Origin of the sequence: Bovifimicola ammoniilytica, from assembly GCF_025567085.1 — a bacterium.
Classification (GTDB): Bacteria; Bacillota; Clostridia; order Lachnospirales; family Lachnospiraceae; genus Bovifimicola; species Bovifimicola ammoniilytica.
This window is the reverse complement of sequence record NZ_JAOQJN010000009.1, coordinates 62,295-79,062: the sequence shown is the minus strand read 5'-3', so window position 1 is coordinate 79,062 and position 16,768 is coordinate 62,295. Positions and strand designations below refer to the sequence as shown.

The window sequence follows — 16,768 nt, the reverse complement described above, 5'->3', positions numbered from 1 at the left end:
TAAAAAAAGAAAGACATAAGTTTATGGCTTACATCTTTCTTCCTTCTACTTCTATTCGTTTTTATTTATCTGTGACATCGAAACTCGTAATAGTCTGTGCCGCCTGTCGTGTAAACTCCATCATAACTGATGTAGAATACCGGATCTGTTTCCAAAAGTAACATACTTGCAATATATTCTGCGATTGCATCCTCAGATGATAACCGCTGTCCATCAATGGTACTTGCTTTGTTGAGGTCTGTCTCTACAAACACACTGTAATAAGAGCCTTCCATACCATCGTAAGGATAATACTCATTGTACTCTTCCTGCGTGATACTGCCATCATTCAAATGGTTCTGTAAATTCTGCTGTGTGGTAATCATCCCTCCTGCCTGACACTTTGCTGTTGCAAGTGACACAACATTCTGTGGACTGTATGCCACGGATGCAGGCTGTGGATTGCTCACATTATCTTTCGGACTGTCTGTAGTCTGACCACCATTACCTGCATTACTCTGATTTTCGCCAGCTTCCTCATTATCATTTACTGAAGCTTTCTGTTCCGGCTCGTCATTCTGCTTTGGCTTTTCTTCCTGCTTTGAAGCAGTTTCATTATCAGCGGACTGGTTGTCTTCCTTATCAGTCTTCTCTTCTGAATCTTTAGCCTCGGCAATATCTTTCTCTATCTCTTCTTTTCCAGCTTCGGTTGTGACCTCTGTGACAGCTTCCGTTGCCATTTCTGCTTCTTCAGTTGGCTTTATGCTTTCCGTCTGTTTCTCTGTCTGATTATCAGCCTTTTCCTTACCACCATTACAGGCAGCCATTGAAAAGACCAGTACTGCGGATAATAAGATAATACTTATCTTCTTCATAGTAATCACCCATCCCTTCTCCGCAAGAGGGACGGGCTTTGTGTTCCGTGCCATCCACCCTTGCGGTGAACTATTTATTTGTAATGCACGGGACACATAGGACTGTCCCGTATTCTGTGCATCTTAAACTCCTTTCATTATACCAGCTCTCTTATTTTAAAGAAATACTGCATAAGTCGTCTGTTTTTCTTATAATTCAAGAATAAACCCTTAGCCTGCATATATGCTCACCTCCTCTCAGAATGTGCCCATTCTTACGAATGAAAGAAATATCCTTGCCACCATAGCGAATAGAAGAAGAATTATCCTGGCAAGTCCTAAGACCAGCTTCAACACTCCAAGAATTATCCTCAATATCCACTTGAGTATCTCTAAAATCACTGTTCCTACGGCTCCCATAACTCTTCTCATAATAATCAGTCTCCTTTCGACATCCATCCCATTGCAAGTCCTGCAACATCTGCATCGTCCATAACATCTTCTGTAGGTTCTTGTGCTTCACTATTGGCTGCCTGCATTATTACCGGCTGACCAACATTCATCCCGGATATCACTCCGCCTAACAGCCTTATGACCTCTTTCCTAGCCTCATTGGTTGCTGCTTCAATGACTTCTTCCTTAATGTCATCAATATCTTCTGAGCGGATATATTCAGCCCTCTCTTTTTCCTTCTTCTTGATAACAAAAGTTTCTTTTCCATAATTATCAATGTAGAACTGAATCGCATCTATAATGAACTGGTTCTTAGATTTGAAAATCTTCGGATCAAGGTTCTGAATCACATCATTGATTTTCACATGCTGAGGATTGCTCATGTTGAGGCGGACAGAAGTTTTTACTTCATATTCAAGTCTTCTTCCCATCATCTGCCTCCTTATGATAATCGCTTAGTGCTTTTAAGCCCCATCGTGGCAAGCTGCTCATATCCTCTTGCATTTGCCTTTACATCAAGGTTATAGGAAATGTTCTTTGCATCATGGCTACCAAAATTCTTCATCACAACTGCCCCGCCACCGACAAATACAATCGGTGTAGTCTTTAAGTTATACCCAAACTCACGGATTGAGTTATATACCTTATCAACAAAATCCTCTATCTCTGCCTTGATAATGGCAAAGTATTCATCATCAATATCTGACCTGCCATATCGCATGATGTTCTGTATCTCTGACTCGTCTACCTCTCCGTTAAGTTGTCTTACACACTGTTCATTGATAGAACGCATACAGGTAATAAGACCTTTTGGTATCGTCACACACTTTGATTCATCCGGTGACTTGTTGATTACCGGCATAATGTCGATTGTCCAGCTTCCAATATCTACTATCAGTGTTTTCTTTGCCATAGCAGGAATCTTGTCCACTACTGCTGCATAGCACTGAGGAAATACTGCCACATCATCAATTTCAATATGATATGACTCATTCTCATATTTGAAGCTTACACGCTTATTCTTTGTCAGGTACTTGATAAAATCATTCTTCTCTGCTCCAAATCTTGTAAGTGGAAGTCCTACAGCAAGAAATACCTTTGCCTCTACAAGACCTCTTCTTTTAAGTTCCTTAGCAACTGCTGCAAGAGTGAGAAGATAAAAACTGTCATCTTCGACCTTTGTATCCTTTACTTCCTGCCTCACAGTTCCAACCTTATAGAACTTTCCTTCATACTCAAGTACATCGCCGAAAAGTGCCGGAGTTGTTGTAATCTCCTTAACACCTGTGACAAATACCTGAGAGATTGTTTTCATCATTGACCATCCATGATCAATGCCGATTACTTCTAACTTGTTATTCATGTGTTTTGCACATCCTTTCTTCTTAAACAGCCACTTGAACATCTTAACCACCTACTTTCCTATCAGCTTTCGCATACAAGGAAAACAATAACCATTCCCTTGATAATATGGACATCCGACACATTCCGTCGGAAGTTTCTGTTCTTTTTTCTTAGATGGTTTACAACATGTTCCATTGGCACATCTGTTGTTATGTCCCCAGAAGAATCTACAATGCATACAATCTTTTAATTCTCTTTCAAGCTTTTCTTCTGGAGATACAAACCTGCGTTTCTTATGCTTATCTCTTTTTTCAACTGTTCCCACCAGAGCTCTCCTCCCTTCCAAGGAGTGATTGCTCTCTTATCTGTTCCATTGTCCTGTCCGACTCTCCTGCCGTCCTAGCTAACGAATACAATACGATAAGAACAATAATTATTAATGCTATGCTAAATCCTATCACCACTTTATCCTCCTTCAAATTAGTTGCCATATAGACAGAATTTGAATTTGGAAGTGATATAGTCTACATGGCTATGCTTAACGCTAAGCATGTAGGTACACGCCAGTCTTCTAGACTCCTATATCGCCCCGTGTACAAAGAGGTGTTCTCACCTCCGGGAGTTACAGACGAGCCACAAAATGTGTTTCACGACGCCCTTCTGAATTATCAGAAGCACTATCTCCTCTTTTAGCCTTTTGAGGATAAGGACGAACTTCTCGCCCTCTGTGGTTAATTATCCTTACGCAACATGCCGATTCCTTTTACCAGATTTCCATCCAGCTTCTCGCCCTTCATCTTTCGATCCATCAGACTACTAATATGATAGCTGTGACTTTCATCCTCCAGGTACATGCCCCGTAATTTTACTACCTACAGAAATTCTGTAGTGCAAACTACTTTGCAAATCTGTAACTGATTATTCAATTGTTATGTCCAATCTCTCTTGGACAATTGATATTCTACAATGCACTTTAATTTTACGGAAGTGACACCACTGGTGTATTCTTACGAATTTTCACCAGTTTTTGGTGTATTTGTCATTTCCTTTAATTTGTTCCATGTATGCTTAGGCAGTTCTCTTGCCGGCTCTCTGAATAGTTCAAGATATTTTTCAAATAATTCCGTATTGATTAATGCTGAATTACCGACTTTATAGACTGCTCCTGCCTCTCTCGCAATTACTATGATTCTCGATTTACTTATCCCATAAATAATCGCTCCTTCCTCTGCATTGACAAATTTTTTCATAAAATCCTTTGTATCTGAATAGCACTTATATGAGTAACTCATTCATCAGTCTCCTTTCACATTTGGCAATGGATGTTTCATTTCTGTTGGCGATTCTCTGAATTGCTCCATATATTCATCAAACACCTCCAGATTAATCAGAATAGTATTTCCTTTTGCTTCGCCTATCTTATATACAGCTCCAGCTGCTCTAGCCATTTCGATAAATCTATGATGTCCTATGCTGTAAGTCATTGAACCCTCTCCGATTCTCACAAACTTCTTTTCCACAATTTTATTTGAACTAGGAACTCTTGCAGAATGTTTCATAAATTTCATCAACCTTTCCTTATGTACTAATATAATCTTTGCAAGCTGATATCTTGCTCCAGCAGCCAACGCTATATCCATTGCCTCATCTTGTGTTACATCTAATAAAGCCATTACCTCATCAATACGAATAAATCTTGGTTTTACAGTTTCTTTTCTATAGGCACAAACTGAACCACTCAATGTATTTACCATAACATCACCTACTTATAAAACTCAGAATCTGTAATATGAAAAGTTTCAAGATACTTATCCAATATTTCTGTATTAACAAGTACAAGCTGACCAATTTTATAACAAGCCTTGGCATCCTTAGCCACTTCTTGAAATTTTGTCATTCCCATACTGTACATTTTTGCACCATCTGAATATCTTACAAACTTTTTTGCATCCTCATATCTATCTTTCTTCTTTGATTCATTCATTGCTGTGCTCCTTTCACTTTGACTTCATAACAAATGACGTATTTTCTCCATAACGCAAAAAAGAGGACATCTTCTAAATTTCTTTAGAAAATGTCCTCTTAGTAGTTCATATTTGATTGAATCTTTTTCTTTTCAGATTGTGTACTCTTTCATACTGATGTAAATGACTATGTCAAAATGCGTCTTTTAATGCGTCCTTTGACGTACTCAAATGCCTCAACCCCGCATAAACACTAGGTTTATTTATCCAAGCTCTTCATTGTCGGGAACAATAACACATCTCTAATCGCTGGTGAATCTGTTAATAACATCACAAGTCTGTCTATTCCGTATCCAATACCACCTGTTGGAGGCATACCGATTTCAAGAGCATTTAAGAAGTCCTCATCTGTGTGGTTAGCTTCTTCATCACCGGCATCTGCGGCAGCATCCTGAAGTTTGAATCTCTCTCTCTGGTCAATAGGATCATTTAATTCTGAATATGCGTTACACATTTCCCATGTGTTGATAAATAATTCGAAACGCTCAACTTTCTCTGGATCGTCAGGTTTCATCTTAGTAAGTGGTGAAATTGCGATTGGATGATCCATAATAAATGTTGGCTGAATTAAGTTCTTTTCACAGAATTCCTCGAAGAATAAATTGATGATATCACCTTTCGTATGGCGTTCTTCATATTCGATATGATTTTCATCAGCAATCTTCTTAGCTTCTTCATCTGTCTTAACTGTATCGAAATCAATTCCTGTATATTTCTTAATGGCATCATTCATTGTAAGACGTTCAAATGGCTTGCCAAGGTCGATTTCAATTCCGTTATATGTTATCTTTGTTGTTCCGCAGACTTTTTCTGCAAGATAACGGAACATACTCTCTGTAAGTTCCATCATTCCGTTGTAATCTGTATATGCCTGATATAATTCCATAAGTGTAAATTCAGGGTTATGTCTTGTATCTACACCCTCGTTACGGAATACTCTGCCGATTTCGTATACTCTTTCTAAGCCACCGACAATAAGTCTCTTTAAATATAATTCAAGAGATATACGAAGTTTTACATCTTCGTCTAATGCATTATAATGTGTCTCGAAAGGTCTGGCTGCTGCACCACCTGCATTCGACACAAGCATAGGTGTCTCAACCTCCATAAAGTCTCTTGTATCTAAGAAATTACGGATTTCTTTAATGATTTTCGAACGCTTAATAAATGTCTCCTTTACCTCTGGATTCATAATTAAGTCTGTATATCTCTGTCTATATCTTAAGTCTGTATTAGTCATTCCATGATATTTCTCTGGAAGAATCTGAAGACTCTTTGATAACATTGTAATATTTGATGCGTGAATTGATATTTCGCCTGTCTTAGTTCTGAATAAGAAACCCTCTACACCAAAGATATCACCGATATCTGATTTCTTAAAATCTGCATATTTATCTTCACCAACAGAATCTCTGGCAACGTATACCTGAATATTACCTTTAAGGTCCTGAATATTACAAAATGATGCTTTACCCATTACACGTTTGAACATCATACGTCCGGCTATTGAGACATTAATAGGAGCTGCATCCATAATAGCTCTTCTCTCGTTGTAATCCTGATTGATTGCATCTCTTGCCTGCTGCTCGTCAAGACCATCAATATTTACTTTCTCTCTTCCGGCTAAAATCTCTGTTTCATGAGCTTCGTATTCTGCCTTAGCATCTAAGGTATGACATGTTACGTCATATTTTGTTATCTCAAATGGGTTCTTACCATTTGCCTGTAAATCCGCTAATTTCTCTCTTCTGACTTTTAATAACTGGTTGATGTCCTGTTCTTGTGTGTTATTCTTTTGTTGTGCCACAACTTCCACTCCTTCTATCTCATCTCATTTCTACTATTCTTCTATATTTCTCTGGATATCAAGAATCTCGTACTGTGAAATTCCTGCCTGTGTTTCAACATCTACTATTTCTCCGACTTTGCAGCCAATTAAAGCCTTACCTAATGGTGATTCATTAGAAATCTTATTATTAAGACTGTCTGCTTCTGTTGAACCTACAAGGTTAAATTCTAATTCTTCATCATATTCTATATCGAATAATTTAACTTTACAGCCTACGTTGATTTTCTCTAAGTCTATTTCGTCTTCGTCTACAACTTCAGCATTCTTAAGAATCTTCTCGATTTCTTCGATTCTCTTCTCGATATGTCCCTGCTCTTCTTTAGCAGCATCATATTCTGCATTTTCTGATAAGTCACCCTGTTCTCTTGCTTCTTTAATCTTGTCAGCAATTTCTTTTCTTCTGACAACTTTTAAATTCTCAAGTTCACTTTCTAATTTTTTTAATCCTGAATAAGTTAATATATTTTTTTTATCTGACATTTTTCCGCGCCCTTCCTGAACAATTTCATATACTAAACAAGGATTATATCCTAAACATTTGCCAATGTCAAGGTCGTGTCCTTGTATTATATTTACAACATATTTCTACTTTAATTACTGCTTTTACATATCATATAAATATATTGATATGTCATATATTTTAGTTAATTTACTAAGTTTACATATTACATTAGTTTTGTTAACACATTTACAATTATATTTATAAACTATCTGCCATATCTAAATAAATTTTTCAATCAGCTCTGCTAATTCATCATAACTTTCTGTCTGGTTTACCATATTTCTTATATTAGATGAATGTGGCATACCGGTTGTATACCATGCTACATGTTTTCGCATTTCACGAATTCCCGTATATTCGCCTTTATATTTAATAAGAAGTCCTGCATGTCTCAAAATCATCTTCTTGACTTCCTGTCTGTCAGGTGGTTCATTGATTACGCCTTTTTCAAAATAATCGGCTATATCTCTGAATATCCATGGATTACCTCTTGCGGCTCTTCCAATCATTATTCCATCACAGCCTGTTTCCTCATAGATTCTCTTCGCATCTTCTATGCCTCTTATATCACCATTTCCGATTACAGGAATACTTACATTTCGCTTTACATCAGCTATGACTTTATAGTCTGCATTTCCTGAATAATACTGTTCTCTGGTTCTTCCATGAACAGCTATTGCAGACACTCCACAACTTTCCGCTACTTTTGCAATCTCCACCGCATTTACATTCTGCTCATCAAAGCCTTTTCGAATCTTGATGGTTACAGGTCTGTCTACTTTCGATACAATGTTTGTAAGTATTTCTTCGACCAACTTTGGATTCTTCATAAGCGCACTGCCCTCATGATTATTAACAATCTTAGGAACGGGACATCCCATATTTATATCTATTATGTCAAATGTCCTCTCTTCACAGAGTTTTCTTGCCATATTGCCCATTATCTCTGGATCTGAACCAAATAATTGTACTGCTATCGGATTCTCTGATTCATTGGTTTCTAACAAAGGCTCAGTGTTTTTATTCTTATATAAAATAGCTTTTGCACTGACCATTTCCGTATACAGAAGTCCGCAGCCCATCTCTTTACAAAGTATTCTATACGGTAAATCTGTTACACCCGCCATAGGAGCAAGTGCTATATTGTTTTTAATTTCAACATTTCCTATCTTCATCTGTAAATTACCTATGAAATACCCTTGACTCTGTTATAAATGAGGCGAAGACCCTTAAGTGTAAGGTTACTGTCATAAATATCAATTTTATCGGTTGAATCTGCAATGATTTTACCAAGTCCACCTGTCGCTACTACTTTGATTCTATCGTTATCTGTTTCTTCTTTAATCTTATCGATTATATATTCTGTCTGACCAATGTATCCATATACAAGTCCTGCCTGCATACTTGAAATAGTATCTTTAGCAAGTATTGAATCTGGTTTTCTGATATCTATTGTTGGTAATTTTGCTGTATCTTCCCACAATGCCTTTGCACATATCTTAATTCCCGGTGATGTAATACCTGCTGCAAATGCACCATCTTCGGTTATATAATCGTATGTTGTTGCTGTTCCGAAATCTATAACGATAACAGGTCCGCCATACAATTCATATCCGCCTACTGCATCTACGATTCTGTCTGCACCTATCTCCGGTGCATTTCCGGTTACAAGTTTAATTCCTGTCTTTATGCCCGGGCCTACAATAATTGGCTTTTTGTTAAGATATTTAACCACTGTATTTTCAAATGAATGCATTACATCCGGAACAACTGATGATATAATTACATCTTTAATTCTGCTAGTTTCAATCTTTCTACTGTTCAGAAGATTTGTGATTAATATTCCGAATTCATCTGAGGTTCTCTGTATCTTTGTAGTTATTCTGAATGTTGCTGTTATATCTTCATTTTCAAATACTCCCAGTGTTATGTTTGTATTTCCTATGTCTACAACTAATAGCATCTTATTTCTCCATTTCATGATTATTCACATTCGCCTAACACGAATATCTTGTAGAATGTCTCTAGTGATTCTAACAAATCTCTTTTCTCTGTCTGCAACTGTTTAATCTTTAAACCACAGCCTATATCATCAAAAGTAACATCATAATCATCACACATTACTTTGAATTCTAATGTTCCATCCTCTGTAAATTCCAGAGTAATAATTCCTCCGATGTCCTCTGTAAATAATACGCACATTATCTTCAGTTCATCTTTAATACTATCCGGCAATTTATCAAAATCAGAATTAAAATAATATTTCTGCTCATATGAGTTTGCTCCACAAAGCACCGTATTTTCTCCCATATTCAAAAGTCCTTCCACATTTACTTATTTAGTTATATGTTCTATCGCCACAATGCAATAAAACTGATTATCATCATTGCCAATAGGAATATTCCTGCTATGAATAACGCAATGGTTTTAGCAATCTCTCTTCGCTGGTAATATTTTACTCCCATACATAGATTAAGTATTGATGTGAATAAAAATTCTAACGTAAATGCTTTCTCGTATTTAGTCTGGTCAATAAAGATTACTATTGCAGCAATTATAGCTCCGATTCCCATAAAGATATTAATTGTATCATATATTCCTGACGAGTGCAGGTTTCGTCTTCGTCTGTCACTTTTCGAACTATCCTTTTTCATCTTTACCTCCTTTTACCTCACATATTCTAATATGTACTTGGTTTAAGAGTTGCTGCCATTATTGCCTTGATTGAATGCATTCTGTTCTCTGCTTCATCAAATACTACAGACTGCGGTGATTCAAACACTTCGTCTGTTACTTCCATTTCTTTTATACCGAATTTCTCATATATTTCCTTGCCGATTTTAGTCTTAAGGTCATGAAAAGCTGGAAGACAATGCATAAATATTGCTGTATCTTTTGCATTTGCCATAGCATTTTTATTAACCTGATATGGCATTAATGCATTAATTCTCTCTTCCCATACGCTTTCGTCCTCGCCCATTGATACCCATACATCAGTATAGATAATGTCGGCATCTTTTGTTCCTTCTTCTACACTTTCAGTAAGCACAATGCTTCCGCCTGATTCTTTAGCATATTCTTTACAGATTGCAACTAATTCTGCATCCGGGAAATATTCCTTAGCTGTACAAGCTACGAAATCTAAACCTAATTTAGAGCAGGCTATCATAAGTGAATTACCCATATTGTATCTTGCATCACCCATATATACGAATTTTAATCCGGCTAATTTACCGAATTTCTCTTTAATTGTTAACATATCAGCTATCATCTGTGTTGGATGGTATTCATTAGTAAGACCATTCCATACAGGAACTCCTGCATATTTAGCAAGTTCTTCTACTATATCCTGTCCAAAACCTCTGTATTCAATACCATCAAACATTCTTCCAAGAACTCTTGCAGTATCAGGAATACTTTCTTTCTTACCAATCTGTGAACCTGCCGGATCAAGATATGTTGTTCCCATACCAAGGTCATGTGCAGCTACTTCAAATGAACAACGTGTTCGTGTACTTGTCTTTTCAAATATTAATGCTACATTCTGACCTCTGTAGTTATCTACTCTTAATCCCTTTTTCTTCTTCTCCTTAAGTTCTGCGGACAAATCTATAAGATATTCTATCTCTTCTTTCGAAAAGTCACGTAATGTCAAGAAATTTCTTCCCTGTAAATCTATTTTCTTCATCTTATTCTCCATTCTGCAAATGCATTATATTAAAGCTTCTTATGTGGCATCTGCGACACGTAATATATATTTATATTCATTTACTAATAATACTTAATTTTTTCTAATAAGTCAAATAGCAAGACTCATCTATTTACAGAAAATATTAAATATTTTCATTCAATAGTTAAGTCCTGCTATTATAAATAATATCAATTAGTGTTTTGATACCTTAACATTATGAATAATATCAATTAGTGTTTTGATACCTTAATATTATGAATAATTTATTTCTGATTACTGGTCTTTAACAACTTCTGAAAGTGTCTTTATGCTGCCTGCTAATCCCTGAATCTCTGATGGAATAATAATCTTTGTAGCTTTTCCATCTGCTGCTTTAGCAAATGCTTCTAAGCTCTTAATCTGTAATACTGATGCATCGGCACCGGCTTCTTTAATAGCTCTGATACCATCTGCATTAGCGTTCTGAACAGCTTTAATAGCTTCTGCCTGACCTTCTGCTTCACGAATTGTAGCTTCTTTCTTAGCTTCTGCTTTAAGAATTGCAGCTTCTTTCTCAGCTTCTGCTGCAAGAATAACTTCTGATTTCTTACCTTCTGCAACAAGAATTGTAGATGTCTTCTCACCTTCTGCTCTAAGAATTGCTTCTCTTCTTTCACGTTCAGCCTTCATCTGTTTCTCCATTGCATCCTGAATAGCTGCTGGTGGAATAATGTTCTTAAGCTCCACTCGTTTAACTTTGATACCCCAAGGGTCTGTTGCAACGTCTAATGATACTCTCATCTTATCGTTAATTGTCTCTCTTGATGTAAGTGTCTGGTCAAGTTCGAGATCACCAATGATATTTCTAAGTGTTGTTGCTGTAAGATTTTCAATAGCCATAATTGGATTCTCAACACCGTATGCGAAACACTTAGGGTCTGTTATCTGATAGAATACAACTGTATCAATTCTCATTGTTACGTTATCCTTTGTGATAACAGGCTGTGGTGCGAAATCAACTACCTGCTCTTTTAATACTACTCTTCTTGCAATGTTATCAATGATTGGCACTTTGAAATGTAAACCTACTGACCATGTACATTTATATCCACCTAGTCTTTCAATTACAAATGCCTGTGTCTGTGGAACGACTTTAACACATGAAATAATAAGTACAAGAATTACTATTATTATAATGGCAAATATCCATCCACCTATGCTGCCTGCTGCTAGAATTACTGAATTCATATTCTTCCTCCATTCATATTTTGTTTTGCATGATTCAGATATTTAATATCTAAATCACAATTAACCTGATTGTAATATACTTATACAATCTAATATGTTATATCGATTTTTTAACAATCAACTTAACACCATTTACTTCTACTACCTTAACAATCTCTCCTTCTTTAATCATTTTACCATCAACTGATTTAGCTAACCATATTTCTCCCTCTATCTTAGCCTCACCGATATTATTCTCATCAATAATAGGCTTAGTAATTACTGCTGTCTTTCCTATCAGTTCATCTACATTCGTCTTTAAGGTATTCTTCCTAAGGTATTTTACCGCTATTGGTCTTGTAAGTACTAATGTTATAAATGATACAATTATAAATAACATTACCTGTACAATAACTTCTGCGCCTGCTAATGCTGCAATTATTGCTGCGACTGCACCAATTGCAAACCATATGGTTGTAAGACCTAATGTAAAGATTTCAATTAACAGTAAAACAAGAAAAATAATCAGCCAATATATTGCTTCCATATCTTCACCCTTGAATTTAATCCTTTCCTGAAAATCTTTGTTAATGTATCTTTGTTAATAATAATCTATTTTCAATTATTTTACAAGTGATAATGCTTTTTATAGCCTTTTCTAACGTATGATATTATGCACGTTAGAAGAGACTAAAAATTCGCACATATATAATAGAATTAAATCATCTGTTATATATGTGCGAATTTTAAGTTATCTACTATATTATTAGTTATAGAATACCTGGTTGCCAATAATTGAATAGTTGTTATAATTGCTGTAATTAGCGCCACCGCATGAACGGAAGCTCGAATAATTAGGAACATTATTTGTTCCTGAAAGTGCATCTTTAGCTGCAGTAATTGATTCACTGTTAGGTCCTGCTGCCATTACTGATGCAAGTCTTCCACTTGCTGCAACGCTGAACTGTCCAGGTGCGTATATAACAGCTGACATTGTGCTTCCATATGCACCACCATTTAAACGGTTAAGTACAACATTTGCAACTGCTAATTTTCCCTCATATGGTTCATATCCTGCTTCTGCACATACTAAACATGCTAATAAATACACATCATTTTCTGATACGTTATAAGCTGAAGTCTGAACTGTCTCTACGAATTTGCTTGCTGAAGCAATTTTCTTTTCCTCTGCTTTAGCCTCTTCTTCTTTTCTCTTAGCCTCGGCTTCTTTAGCAGCTTTCTCTTCCTCTTCTCTTCTAATCTGTTCAAGTTCTTCTTCTCTTGAAACTGCCTGACCTATTACTAATTCTACTTTTGCATAATCTGTTGAAACATATCCGATTTCACCATCATAATTGATTTCTAACCAGTCATCTGTAATCTTTGTACATCTATATACATCGTTCTGTTCTGCAAGTCCCCATACACCTGCTTCTGTACTTGGTAACTTTCTGATTCTTATTGAATCTTCTAATACAGTAACTTTCCATGTACCAACTTCATTTGCCTTATATTCTGCATCTGCATCAAATAATATATATGCTGTAGCTACATATCCCTCAACACTTCCCGAACTAATCTTAGTCCATTCTTCGCCTCTTTCTAAAACAGTTCCACCTGCACCCGCATATAATTTACCAACCACGTCACTGTTCTCATCAGCGGCTGCTCTTATATTAAGGTACTCATCTACATTAACCATAAACTTGCCTGCAAATGCTGATGTAGGCTGTTCCTGTGTGGCAGGTTCTGTCTCTGCTTCAGTCTGAACTTCCGTTGGGACTTCTGTCTCTTCTGTCGCTTTAACAATTTCTGTCTCTGCCGGCATAACGTTAGCTACTTCGTCAATCAACATATCTGTTGATTCTACTTCTTCTACTATTGCTGCCTTATTTCCACTATCTTTTCTTGTAGTAACTTCTGCCGCGCCAACTACCAGCATACCTGACATAGCCATTACTGCTGCCGATGTAGCAACTGTTGTCATTCTACTTTTAAGTCTCATGAAAACCTCCAATAATTACAATTGTTATTCATATTTGTTACAAAATTGTTACGTTTTGTTACGAAAGTATTCTAACAGAGATTCATTTATTTGTCAAGTTTTTGGAAAAGCCTCGACTTTAAGGCACTTTTACAATATGTTTTTTTACTTTCTTTGTATATTTAGTATAATTTTGACACAATTCGCTAATATGTTTTTGTAATTTTAAGAAAAAAAGTGTATAAGATGTTGCAAAATTTGCAATAAAGGGGTATTATTCTCGTAGGAGTTATCCTAGGTTAAGGAGGAATAAAGTATTATGGCAACTAAATCTAAAACAAGCGCAGCAGATTCTAAGGCTAATGTAACTCCAGCTACTACCAAAGCCACTGCTGTAAATGCTACTACAGAAACAAAGGCAACAGCAAATAGCACTGTTGAGGCAAAAGCTGTCGAAGCACCTGCTAAGAAAGCAACCGCTAAGAAGCCAGCTACTAAGAAGCCAGCTACTAAGAAAGCTACTACTACTGCTAAAAAAACAACAGCTAAGAAAGAAGCTGCAGTAATTAACTCAACTTACGTTCTTCAGTTTAGTGGGAAAGAAGTAGTTGCTTCTGATATTCTTGAAACTGTTAAGAAAGTTTGGGTTGATAAATTTCAGGGTAAACTTGAAGAGATTAAGACTATCGAAATTTATATCAAACCAGAAGAACACAGAGCTTATTTTGTAGTTAACGGTTTATCAAATGGCGATTATTTTGTTGAACTTTAATTTGTAGTACATAATGAAGTGATTAATTTCACTATTAGTCTTTATTAAGTTTTGTAAATATATTCACAAAACTTAATAAAGATAAAAACTCCACCTTATATATCAATGCATTATGATTTTTGTAAATACGTTGATATATAAGGTGGAGTTTTTATTTTAATTATTTGTTCATTCACTACACAATACTTAATCAGAAAATTATAAGACAAAACGTATTGAGGATTAATCCTGATTATCAAACGTTCTGTCCTATATTCCTAATCAGAACCCTTTCTGTCTGAATGCTTCATACATCAGTATTCCTGCTGCATTTGCTGCATTAAGTGATTCAACTTTACCAAGCATAGGTATCTTTATACGTTCATCTGCTGCATTAATCATCTCATCGGTAAGTCCGTTTCCCTCGTTGCCTATTGCAAATGCAGATGGCCTGGTATAATCAGGTTCAGAATAATTTCTTGTGCCTCCAAGGGCTGCAGCATATACTTTTACACCGCTTTTCTTTAACTCATCTACCTTACCCATAATGTCATCACAATACATAAATGGAACTCTGAATATTGAACCCATTGTAGACCTTACAACCTTAGGATTATAGATATCCACAGTTCCTTTATTCATTATTATTCCGTCTATTCCTGCACCCTCTGCTGTTCTTAATATTGTCCCAAGATTACCTGGATCTTGAATATTTTCCAAGATAAGATAGGTTTTTCTATCAAGAATGTCATTAAAGCAGGCTTCCTTCTTATTCACTATTGTCAATATGCCCTGTGGAGTAACAGTGTCCGACATTTGTTTAAATACATTATCCTCCACTAATTCATAATCTGTATCAGCAGTCAGTTGCTTAATATTGTCATTAGAAGAGTTATTTAAATTATTATAAAAGCTTTCCGAAATATATATTTTTACTATTCTATCTTTCGGAATCTCGACACACATTCTTATTCCTTCGACTATGAACTGACCTGCTTTATTTCTTGCCTTAGCCTGCGTCTGAAGTTTCATTACATTTTTAATCTGTGAATTAGCTGTTGAAGTTATCATTAATCTTTTCCTGTAATTACTTTTGTTATCTTGCTAAATGTTTGCTTATATCATACTGATATTCATCTATATCTTTCTTCATTGCAAGTGCTTCATCGATTTCATAATCTACATATTCACCATGAGAATATGCAACAACCCTGTCACTCTTACCCTGGCAAAGTAAATCAACTGCATATGCACCCATTATTGAAGCATATACTCTGTCTTTACATGTTGGGCTTCCACCACGCTGCATATGTCCTAATATTGTAGCCCTTGTTTCCATTCCTGTTTCAGCTTCAATTCTCTTAGCCATTGCCTGTGAATCACCGATACCCTCCGCATTTATTACGATATGATGTTTCTTGCCTTTCTTCTTAGTATCCTTGATATGCTCGATTAACTTAGCCTCATTGCCATCATATCTCTCAGGAAGTAATATATCTTCAGCACCATTTGCAATACCACACCATAATGCGATATAGCCTGCGTGACGTCCCATAACTTCGATAACACTGCATCTCTCATGAGATGTTGATGTATCTCTGATTTTATCAATTGCTTCCATAGCTGTATTAACTGCTGTATCAAAACCAATTGTGTAATCTGTACATGCGATATCTAAGTCGATTGTTCCCGGTACACCAATTGTATTTATTCCTAAATGAGATAACTTCTGTGCACCCTGGAAAGAACCGTCACCACCGATTACAACTAATCCGTCGATACCATGCTTCTTACATATCTCTGCACCTTTCTTCTGTCCCTCTGCAGTTCTGAATTCTTCACATCTTGCTGTATAAAGGATTGTACCACCTCTCTGTATAATATCAGCGACGCTCTTAGTATCCATATCTACGATTTCTTCATTAAGAAGTCCTGCGTAACCTCTCATAATTCCTTTAACTTTAAGTCCTTTAGAAATCGCTGTTCTTACTACAGCTCTGATAGCTGCATTCATTCCCGGAGCATCTCCACCGCTTGTAAGTACACCAATTGTTTTTACCTGATTTTCCATAATATTCCTCCATTTATTCTATATATATTTACTTTTTTATTTCACACAAACACATATAAT

At 36.1% G+C, this 16,768-nt stretch carries 22 protein-coding genes; 1 reads left to right on the top strand and 21 read right to left on the bottom strand.

Translation table 11 applies throughout. From position 1 onward, the window contains the following. Positions 1 to 65 precede the first annotated feature (65 nt). The 19 genes from OCV48_RS11810 to OCV48_RS11720 form a co-directional block, all read right to left on the bottom strand. The gene (locus OCV48_RS11810; RefSeq protein ID WP_262559763.1) at positions 66 to 854 is read right to left on the bottom strand and encodes an ICP22 family protein; all 789 of its coding nucleotides are present in this window, start codon (positions 852 to 854) and stop codon (positions 66 to 68) included. Positions 855 to 1,091: 237 nt separating this feature from the next. Further along, positions 1,092 to 1,265, bottom strand: a complete 174-nt coding sequence (locus tag OCV48_RS11805; RefSeq protein ID WP_262559762.1) for a hypothetical protein — start codon at positions 1,263 to 1,265, stop codon at positions 1,092 to 1,094. A gap of 5 nt (positions 1,266 to 1,270) precedes the next feature. Further along, a complete protein-coding gene (locus tag OCV48_RS11800) occupies positions 1,271 to 1,717 on the bottom strand; it encodes a hypothetical protein (protein ID WP_005340579.1) in 447 nt (148 codons plus the stop codon). Between the two features lie 11 nt (positions 1,718 to 1,728). Further along, positions 1,729 to 2,691: a ParM/StbA family protein gene (locus OCV48_RS11795; RefSeq protein WP_394803283.1), complete on the bottom strand. Its 963-nt coding sequence runs from the start codon at positions 2,689 to 2,691 to the stop codon at positions 1,729 to 1,731. Positions 2,692 to 2,700: 9 nt separating this feature from the next. Next, entirely contained in the window at positions 2,701 to 2,955 is a 255-nt protein-coding gene (locus OCV48_RS11790; protein WP_004611518.1) for a hypothetical protein, read from the bottom strand. Continuing rightward, complete coding sequence (locus OCV48_RS11785) at positions 2,942 to 3,094, bottom strand: hypothetical protein (protein WP_262559758.1); 153 nt, start codon at positions 3,092 to 3,094, stop codon at positions 2,942 to 2,944. The genes OCV48_RS11790 and OCV48_RS11785 overlap by 14 nt, the downstream gene beginning before the upstream one ends. Before the next feature lie 543 nt (positions 3,095 to 3,637). After that, a complete protein-coding gene (locus OCV48_RS11780; protein WP_172794139.1) occupies positions 3,638 to 3,922 on the bottom strand; it encodes a DUF6462 family protein in 285 nt (94 codons plus the stop codon). A gap of 3 nt (positions 3,923 to 3,925) precedes the next feature. After that, positions 3,926 to 4,384 carry a DUF6462 family protein gene (locus tag OCV48_RS11775; protein WP_147592033.1) on the bottom strand — a complete coding sequence of 153 codons (459 nt, stop codon included), beginning with the start codon at positions 4,382 to 4,384 and terminating at the stop codon, positions 3,926 to 3,928. A gap of 8 nt (positions 4,385 to 4,392) precedes the next feature. Continuing rightward, on the bottom strand, positions 4,393 to 4,614 hold the full coding sequence (locus tag OCV48_RS11770; RefSeq protein ID WP_005340583.1) for a DUF6462 family protein: 222 nt from the start codon (positions 4,612 to 4,614) through the stop codon (positions 4,393 to 4,395). A 239-nt stretch (positions 4,615 to 4,853) separates the two neighbouring features. Beyond that, positions 4,854 to 6,461 (bottom strand): lysine--tRNA ligase, encoded by a 1,608-nt coding sequence (gene lysS, locus OCV48_RS11765; RefSeq protein ID WP_147592032.1) that lies wholly within the window; start codon positions 6,459 to 6,461, stop codon positions 4,854 to 4,856. Between the two features lie 33 nt (positions 6,462 to 6,494). Continuing rightward, positions 6,495 to 6,983, bottom strand: a complete 489-nt coding sequence (gene greA, locus OCV48_RS11760; protein WP_147592031.1) for a transcription elongation factor GreA — start codon at positions 6,981 to 6,983, stop codon at positions 6,495 to 6,497. A gap of 240 nt (positions 6,984 to 7,223) precedes the next feature. Continuing rightward, positions 7,224 to 8,180, bottom strand: coding sequence for a tRNA dihydrouridine synthase DusB (gene dusB, locus OCV48_RS11755; protein ID WP_147592030.1), 957 nt, complete (start codon positions 8,178 to 8,180; stop codon positions 7,224 to 7,226). A gap of 11 nt (positions 8,181 to 8,191) precedes the next feature. Beyond that, positions 8,192 to 8,968 carry a type III pantothenate kinase gene (locus OCV48_RS11750; protein ID WP_021982059.1) on the bottom strand — a complete coding sequence of 259 codons (777 nt, stop codon included), beginning with the start codon at positions 8,966 to 8,968 and terminating at the stop codon, positions 8,192 to 8,194. Positions 8,969 to 8,988: 20 nt separating this feature from the next. Next, the gene (locus OCV48_RS11745; RefSeq protein ID WP_021982060.1) at positions 8,989 to 9,315 is read right to left on the bottom strand and encodes a DUF6145 family protein; all 327 of its coding nucleotides are present in this window, start codon (positions 9,313 to 9,315) and stop codon (positions 8,989 to 8,991) included. 41 nt (positions 9,316 to 9,356) lie between these two features. Next, positions 9,357 to 9,659, bottom strand: a complete 303-nt coding sequence (locus OCV48_RS11740) for a hypothetical protein (RefSeq protein ID WP_021982061.1) — start codon at positions 9,657 to 9,659, stop codon at positions 9,357 to 9,359. Between the two features lie 26 nt (positions 9,660 to 9,685). Continuing rightward, positions 9,686 to 10,693, bottom strand: a complete 1,008-nt coding sequence (gene argF, locus OCV48_RS11735; RefSeq protein WP_394803282.1) for an ornithine carbamoyltransferase — start codon at positions 10,691 to 10,693, stop codon at positions 9,686 to 9,688. Positions 10,694 to 10,969: 276 nt separating this feature from the next. Further along, a complete protein-coding gene (locus OCV48_RS11730) occupies positions 10,970 to 11,923 on the bottom strand; it encodes an SPFH domain-containing protein (protein ID WP_147592029.1) in 954 nt (317 codons plus the stop codon). A 97-nt stretch (positions 11,924 to 12,020) separates the two neighbouring features. Next, the gene (locus OCV48_RS11725; protein WP_147592028.1) at positions 12,021 to 12,449 is read right to left on the bottom strand and encodes an NfeD family protein; all 429 of its coding nucleotides are present in this window, start codon (positions 12,447 to 12,449) and stop codon (positions 12,021 to 12,023) included. 219 nt (positions 12,450 to 12,668) lie between these two features. Beyond that, positions 12,669 to 13,907 (bottom strand): cell wall hydrolase, encoded by a 1,239-nt coding sequence (locus OCV48_RS11720; RefSeq protein WP_147592027.1) that lies wholly within the window; start codon positions 13,905 to 13,907, stop codon positions 12,669 to 12,671. 298 nt (positions 13,908 to 14,205) lie between these two features. Between OCV48_RS11720 and OCV48_RS11715 the strand changes: the two genes are divergently transcribed. After that, positions 14,206 to 14,658, top strand: coding sequence for a DUF6465 family protein (locus tag OCV48_RS11715; protein ID WP_021983911.1), 453 nt, complete (start codon positions 14,206 to 14,208; stop codon positions 14,656 to 14,658). Between the two features lie 261 nt (positions 14,659 to 14,919). Here the strand turns inward: OCV48_RS11715 and OCV48_RS11710 are convergent, their stop codons facing one another. Together OCV48_RS11710 and pfkA are read right to left on the bottom strand one after the other, a co-directional pair. Beyond that, entirely contained in the window at positions 14,920 to 15,708 is a 789-nt protein-coding gene (locus OCV48_RS11710) for a TrmH family RNA methyltransferase (RefSeq protein WP_147592026.1), read from the bottom strand. A gap of 25 nt (positions 15,709 to 15,733) precedes the next feature. Further along, complete coding sequence (pfkA, locus tag OCV48_RS11705) at positions 15,734 to 16,708, bottom strand: 6-phosphofructokinase (protein WP_147592025.1); 975 nt, start codon at positions 16,706 to 16,708, stop codon at positions 15,734 to 15,736. Positions 16,709 to 16,768: the final 60 nt, after the last annotated feature.

What these genes read in the sequence shown, in the direction of transcription:
- OCV48_RS11750 (WP_021982059.1), bottom strand. Translation starts at nt 8,968, where the DNA reads ATGCTATTAGTTGTAGACATAGGAAATACAAACATAACACTGGGAGTA.
- OCV48_RS11795 (WP_394803283.1), bottom strand. Translation starts at nt 2,691, where the DNA reads ATGTTCAAGTGGCTGTTTAAGAAGAAAGGATGTGCAAAACACATGAAT.
- OCV48_RS11800 (WP_005340579.1), bottom strand. Translation starts at nt 1,717, where the DNA reads ATGGGAAGAAGACTTGAATATGAAGTAAAAACTTCTGTCCGCCTCAAC.
- OCV48_RS11805 (WP_262559762.1), bottom strand. Translation starts at nt 1,265, where the DNA reads ATGAGAAGAGTTATGGGAGCCGTAGGAACAGTGATTTTAGAGATACTC.
- OCV48_RS11780 (WP_172794139.1), bottom strand. Translation starts at nt 3,922, where the DNA reads ATGAGTTACTCATATAAGTGCTATTCAGATACAAAGGATTTTATGAAA.
- greA (WP_147592031.1), bottom strand. Translation starts at nt 6,983, where the DNA reads ATGTCAGATAAAAAAAATATATTAACTTATTCAGGATTAAAAAAATTA.
- OCV48_RS11710 (WP_147592026.1), bottom strand. Translation starts at nt 15,708, where the DNA reads ATGATAACTTCAACAGCTAATTCACAGATTAAAAATGTAATGAAACTT.
- OCV48_RS11770 (WP_005340583.1), bottom strand. Translation starts at nt 4,614, where the DNA reads ATGAATGAATCAAAGAAGAAAGATAGATATGAGGATGCAAAAAAGTTT.
- OCV48_RS11745 (WP_021982060.1), bottom strand. Translation starts at nt 9,315, where the DNA reads ATGGGAGAAAATACGGTGCTTTGTGGAGCAAACTCATATGAGCAGAAA.
- OCV48_RS11775 (WP_147592033.1), bottom strand. Translation starts at nt 4,384, where the DNA reads ATGGTAAATACATTGAGTGGTTCAGTTTGTGCCTATAGAAAAGAAACT.
- OCV48_RS11720 (WP_147592027.1), bottom strand. Translation starts at nt 13,907, where the DNA reads ATGAGACTTAAAAGTAGAATGACAACAGTTGCTACATCGGCAGCAGTA.
- OCV48_RS11715 (WP_021983911.1), top strand. Translation starts at nt 14,206, where the DNA reads ATGGCAACTAAATCTAAAACAAGCGCAGCAGATTCTAAGGCTAATGTA.
- OCV48_RS11740 (WP_021982061.1), bottom strand. Translation starts at nt 9,659, where the DNA reads ATGAAAAAGGATAGTTCGAAAAGTGACAGACGAAGACGAAACCTGCAC.
- OCV48_RS11810 (WP_262559763.1), bottom strand. Translation starts at nt 854, where the DNA reads ATGAAGAAGATAAGTATTATCTTATTATCCGCAGTACTGGTCTTTTCA.
- argF (WP_394803282.1), bottom strand. Translation starts at nt 10,693, where the DNA reads ATGAAGAAAATAGATTTACAGGGAAGAAATTTCTTGACATTACGTGAC.
- dusB (WP_147592030.1), bottom strand. Translation starts at nt 8,180, where the DNA reads ATGAAGATAGGAAATGTTGAAATTAAAAACAATATAGCACTTGCTCCT.
- OCV48_RS11730 (WP_147592029.1), bottom strand. Translation starts at nt 11,923, where the DNA reads ATGAATTCAGTAATTCTAGCAGCAGGCAGCATAGGTGGATGGATATTT.
- OCV48_RS11725 (WP_147592028.1), bottom strand. Translation starts at nt 12,449, where the DNA reads ATGGAAGCAATATATTGGCTGATTATTTTTCTTGTTTTACTGTTAATT.
- pfkA (WP_147592025.1), bottom strand. Translation starts at nt 16,708, where the DNA reads ATGGAAAATCAGGTAAAAACAATTGGTGTACTTACAAGCGGTGGAGAT.